Annotated in this window: 7 protein-coding genes; 5 read left to right on the top strand and 2 right to left on the bottom strand. The window is 62.2% G+C overall.

Annotation, left to right across the window (positions count from 1 at the left end; all coding sequences use genetic code 11):
• From ENZ74_RS22775 to ENZ74_RS22755, 5 genes are all read left to right on the top strand, one after another.
• The coding region (locus tag ENZ74_RS22775; RefSeq protein ID WP_164761144.1) for a cupin domain-containing protein at positions 1 to 349 on the top strand (349 nt) is incomplete at its 5' end.
• Positions 339 to 1,424, top strand: a complete 1,086-nt coding sequence (locus tag ENZ74_RS22770) for an ABC transporter ATP-binding protein (RefSeq protein ID WP_027164193.1) — start codon at positions 339 to 341, stop codon at positions 1,422 to 1,424. The genes ENZ74_RS22775 and ENZ74_RS22770, both read left to right, overlap by 11 nt.
• Before the next feature lie 177 nt (positions 1,425 to 1,601).
• Positions 1,602 to 2,207 carry a hypothetical protein gene (locus ENZ74_RS22765; protein WP_063167639.1) on the top strand — a complete coding sequence of 202 codons (606 nt, stop codon included), beginning with the start codon at positions 1,602 to 1,604 and terminating at the stop codon, positions 2,205 to 2,207.
• A gap of 136 nt (positions 2,208 to 2,343) precedes the next feature.
• The gene (locus tag ENZ74_RS22760; protein ID WP_013532858.1) at positions 2,344 to 2,697 is read left to right on the top strand and encodes a nuclear transport factor 2 family protein; all 354 of its coding nucleotides are present in this window, start codon (positions 2,344 to 2,346) and stop codon (positions 2,695 to 2,697) included.
• 173 nt (positions 2,698 to 2,870) lie between these two features.
• Positions 2,871 to 3,221, top strand: coding sequence for an ArsC family reductase (locus ENZ74_RS22755; protein WP_063167640.1), 351 nt, complete (start codon positions 2,871 to 2,873; stop codon positions 3,219 to 3,221).
• A 213-nt stretch (positions 3,222 to 3,434) separates the two neighbouring features.
• On the opposite strand, the gene ENZ74_RS22745 is transcribed toward ENZ74_RS22755, so the two are convergent.
• On the bottom strand, positions 3,435 to 3,788 hold the full coding sequence (locus tag ENZ74_RS22745) for a DUF488 domain-containing protein (protein ID WP_063167641.1): 354 nt from the start codon (positions 3,786 to 3,788) through the stop codon (positions 3,435 to 3,437).
• Between the two features lie 21 nt (positions 3,789 to 3,809).
• Positions 3,810 to 4,557: aminopeptidase (locus tag ENZ74_RS22740; RefSeq protein ID WP_164761143.1), on the bottom strand; the 748-nt coding region annotated here is incomplete at its 5' end.

Genomic DNA, 4,557 nt, shown 5'->3' with positions numbered 1-4,557 from the left:
CCTCTATTGCGTGCGTGCCGACAAGCGGCGGCAAATCCCGGTGAAATCGGAAGGCATTGCCAAGGCGCTGCTGTCACCCCCGGGCGCGACGCTGACCGGCATGCTGGTGACGGTGGAAGCCGGCGGCGGCACGGCCGAGGCCTATGCGCATGCCGGCCATGAATTCGGCTTCGTGCTGGCTGGTGAGGTCGAACTGGTGGTGGATTCGACAAAGTACGTGCTGAAGGCCGGCGACAGCTTTGCCTTCAAGAGCACGCTTTTGCATGCCTTCCGCAATCCGGGCGCCGAGCGGTGCCAGATTCTCTGGGTCAACACCACGAAGCCGTCCGAGGTTCGCGATGGCGCCTGATCCACTCGTCCGGCTGCAGGCGGTCTCGAAGATTTTTCCTGGCGGCATCGTCGGGCTCGACGCCGTCGATCTCGACATTATCAGCGGCGAGTTCATCACGCTGCTCGGGCCGTCGGGTTGCGGCAAGACCACCAGTCTGCGCGTCATCGCCGGTTTCGAAAGCCCGTCGAGCGGCAAGGTGCTGCTAGACGGCCGCGATATCACGGCACTTCGCCCGTTCGACCGGCCGGTCAATACCGTGTTCCAGGACTACGCGCTGTTCCCGCACATGAATGTTGCAGAAAATGTCGGCTTCGGTCTGTCGCTGCGCAAACTGTCTGGAGCCGAACAGGCTAAGCGCACCGGCGAAGCGCTCGACATGGTCGGTCTCGCCGACAAGCTTGGCGCCCGTGTCTCCGAACTGTCTGGCGGCCAGCGCCAACGCGTCGCGCTCGCGCGTGCCATCGTCTGCGAGCCGCGCGTGCTGCTGCTCGACGAGCCGTTGTCGGCGCTCGATGCGCATCTGCGCGAACAGATGCAGGTTGAGCTGAAGCGGCTGCAGTCGCGGCTTGGCACCACCTTCGTCATGGTCACCCACGACCAGACCGAAGCGCTGTCGATTTCCGACCGCATCGTCGTCATGAACAAGGGCCGCATCGAGCAGATCGCACCGCCGGCCACACTTTATGACCGGCCTGCCACGAAGTTTGTGGCGAGCTTCATCGGCACCATGAATCTCCTGCAATCACGGTTTGTCGGCCGCGATGGCGATCGCTTGCGTTTCACCGCCGGCACCCTGCCGCTGGAGGCTATTTCTGAAACCGGCGAGGCACCTGCCGAGGGCGCTACCCGCACCATCGGCGTGCGCCCGGAGGATTTGCTGGCGATGACCGAGGCCGCGCCCGGCACCGCACCGGCGCGCGTCAACAGCGTCGTCTTTCACGGCCGCACGCTGCGCCTGCATGCCGAACTCGGGCAGGGCGCACCTGTCGTCATCGACGCGCCGCGCCAGGCCGAGGGTTTTCGCTTCCAGGTCGGCGACGTGGCGCATATCAGCCTGCGCCGTGGCGCCAACTGCCCAGTGCTGCCAGGTTAGTTCATCGAACTCTAAAAACCGGGGCCAACTGGGCGATCCACGATTTCCTCGAGGTCGAGGGTATCATCGGCTGCTGGGCGTGAGCTCGAATAGATTCCAGGCTTGACTCAAGGAGAGCGTTCCTGTTTTGTTCCGGAATGGAGCAAAACAGGAGCGTTCTTTGCCGGGCGTGTGCGTATGTATCTGCAAGGCGAATTCGACTATGGACTTCCAGAGCCGCCATGGCGGCCTAAACGGCCCGAGCGCGTGTTCTTCGGTTTGTTTTTGCAGTCTAAGGACCATTCGCGCTTTGCCGATTGTCAAAATCGGCTATGCGGCCAATGCGGGGTAACCGGCGACCAACTGCTACCGGAGCGTTTTCACGTCAGCCTGCAGCATGTCGGTGATTACAAAAGGCTACGGTCCAAAATTCTTTTTGCGGCCGCCCGATCGGGACGGCGCATTGCGATGGCCCCGTTCGAGGTTACCTTTCGCTATGCCAGTAGCTTTCCCGGCCGACCGGCGACTAGGGGCAAGCCAGCCAAACACCCTTTCGTGCTTCTCGCCGATGACGGACCGGTTTGTGAGTTGAGCAGGAAGCTCGGCGTCGAAATGCTGCGCGAAGGCCTCAAGGCGTCAGATGGTTTCGTTCCGCATCTGACGCTTGCATATGACCGAAAACTTGTCCCCAAACAGCCTATGGGCCCAATCAGCTTTGTTGCACGAGAGTTCGTCCTTGTGCACAGCTTGCGCGGACTGAAGAAGTACGTTTTCCCGGAATGTTGGCCGCTGAGCGCGATGTGATGTGCTCACATCGTCGTCACATACTCCGAGCGATATCCATCATCCTGACATGGCTTGTCAGCTACCCCGTGGTCCGACGATGGCAGGCCAGCGAGTCGTTGCCTATTTGCAGTGCGTCTGAACAGGAGGAACGCAAATGACCATCGCGGAAATTGCCAAGGATTTTACCGAGCTGCTCAAGCAGGGCGAGAACGAAGCTGCCGCCGAGAAGTACAATTCCGACGATATCGTGAGCTACGAAGCCATGGAGGGGCCGATGGCCATCTCCCGTGGCAAGGAGGCTCTCAGGCAGAAGGGCCAGTGGTGGCAGGAGAACAATGAAGTCCATGGCGGCTCTGTCGAAGGCCCCTATGTCAATGGCGACCAGTTCGCGGTGCGCTTCAAGTTCGACATAACGCCCAAGGCTACCGGCGAGCGTGTCACCATGGATGAAGTTGGCCTCTACACGGTCAAAAACGGCAAGATCACCGAAGAGCGCTTCTATTATTGAGGCCGGACCCCCGGCTTCCGGCTCACATCGCTGCTGCATGATCTGGAGGTTAGACGGCCAGGACATTGTCCTGGCCGTCATGTGGAACGGAGATATGGCAACGGCTCTGGCAAATCGGGAAGGGCGGTTTAGTCTGTGGAACGGATTCGACAGTCAGCCAAGGAAGCACGCTTTTGACGATCACCATGTACGGCATCACCACCTGCGACACGGTCAGGAAGGCGCGCGTCTGGCTGGAAGGCCATGACGTAGCCTACCGGTTTCACGATTTCAGGGCCGAGGGACTGGACGCGAAGCGGCTGGATGGTTGGGCGGGCAAGGTCGGCTGGGAAAAGCTGCTCAACAAGGCGAGCACGACGTTCCGCGAGCTGCCGGACAAGGAAAAGCAGGGTCTCGACGAGAAGAGCGCCAAGGCGCTGATGCTGGCCAAGCCGACCATGATCAAGCGGCCGGTTCTGGAGGTAGGCGACCGGGTTATGGTCGGGTTCAAGGCTGATGTCTATGAGGCGGCGGTGGGGGAGTAGAGCTGCCTCTCGGTCCACGGTGTTCCGTGGCGCCCCCCTCTGTCCTGCCGGACATCTCCCCCTCAAGTGGGGAGATTGGCAGCTTCGCCGCTCCGCCATTCCTGTCACGTTCGGGATTTGCGAAGAAGATGATGACAGCGGATCTCCCCACCTGAGGGGGAGATGGCCGGCAGGCCAGAGGGGGGGCGCTGTCCCGCCGACCGCCATAAAATCTCAGCGTCCGCGCAGATACCCCGCCAGCGCCACCGCATTGTTGTGCGCCTCGTCAAGCGCGCCGTAGAGCAGCGTCACCTTGCCGTTACCCAGCAGGCCTCGCAACTGCGTCACCGCCGCGCCATTCCCATCCAGCTCAGCGCCATACCGCTCCTGAAACTCCGCCCAGCGCACCGCCTCGTGTCCGAACCATTTGCGCAACTCGTCGCTCGGCGCGATGTCCTTCAACCACAGCGTCAGCGCGGCGTCTTGCTTGCTGACGCCGCGCGGCCAGATGCGGTCGACCAGAACCCGCTGCCCGTCATCGGCAGCGGGCGGCTCGTAGATACGCTTGACCGCGATCTTGAAGGCCATCACACCTCCTGGCTGGAACCCTCAGGCCCACTCGCCCTTGCGCATGACAGGCACGCGGGCGCCGTCCTTGTGGACGCCATCGATGTCGATCTTGTCCGAGCCGATCATCCAGTCGATGTGGATGAAGCTCTTGTTGCCGCCGCGCGCGGCGATCTCGTCCTGGCTGAGCGAGGCGCCGTCGACGAAGCACTTCGAATAGCATTGGCCGAGCGCGATGTGGCAGGCGGCGTTCTCGTCGAACAGCGTGTTGAAGAACAACAGGCCGCTGGCCGATATCGGCGAGGAATGCGGCACCAGCGCCACCTCGCCGAGACGGCGCGCGCCCTCGTCGGTGTCGAGCACTTTCTTCAGCACGTCCTCGCCCTTCGATGCCTTGGCCTCGACGATCCTGCCTTCTTCGAAACGCACCGAAATGTCGTCGATCAGCGTGCCCTGGTAGGACAGCGGCTTGGTCGAGGAGACATGGCCTTCGACTCGCCCCGCATGCGGCGTGGTGAAGACCTCCTCGGTCGGGATGTTGGGGTTGCAGGTGATGCCGTTCTTGGCGGTCGAGGCGCCGCCCATCCATTCATGGCCGTCCGCCAGTCCAACCGTCAGGTCGGTGCCCGGTCCGGTGAAGTGCAGCGCATGGAAATTATGGCCGTTGAGCCATTCGGTGCGGCTGCGCAGCGCCGCGTTGTGCGCCCTCCAGTTGCCGATCGGATCCTCCACATCGACCCGCGACGCGGCGAAGATGGCATCGGCGAGTTTCACGACCGCAACATCGTCG

Source organism: Mesorhizobium sp. M7A.F.Ca.CA.002.15.2.1, from assembly GCF_003998715.1.
Lineage (GTDB): Bacteria > Pseudomonadota > Alphaproteobacteria > Rhizobiales > Rhizobiaceae > Mesorhizobium > Mesorhizobium ciceri.
This window is presented reverse-complemented; position numbering and strand designations above follow the sequence as displayed.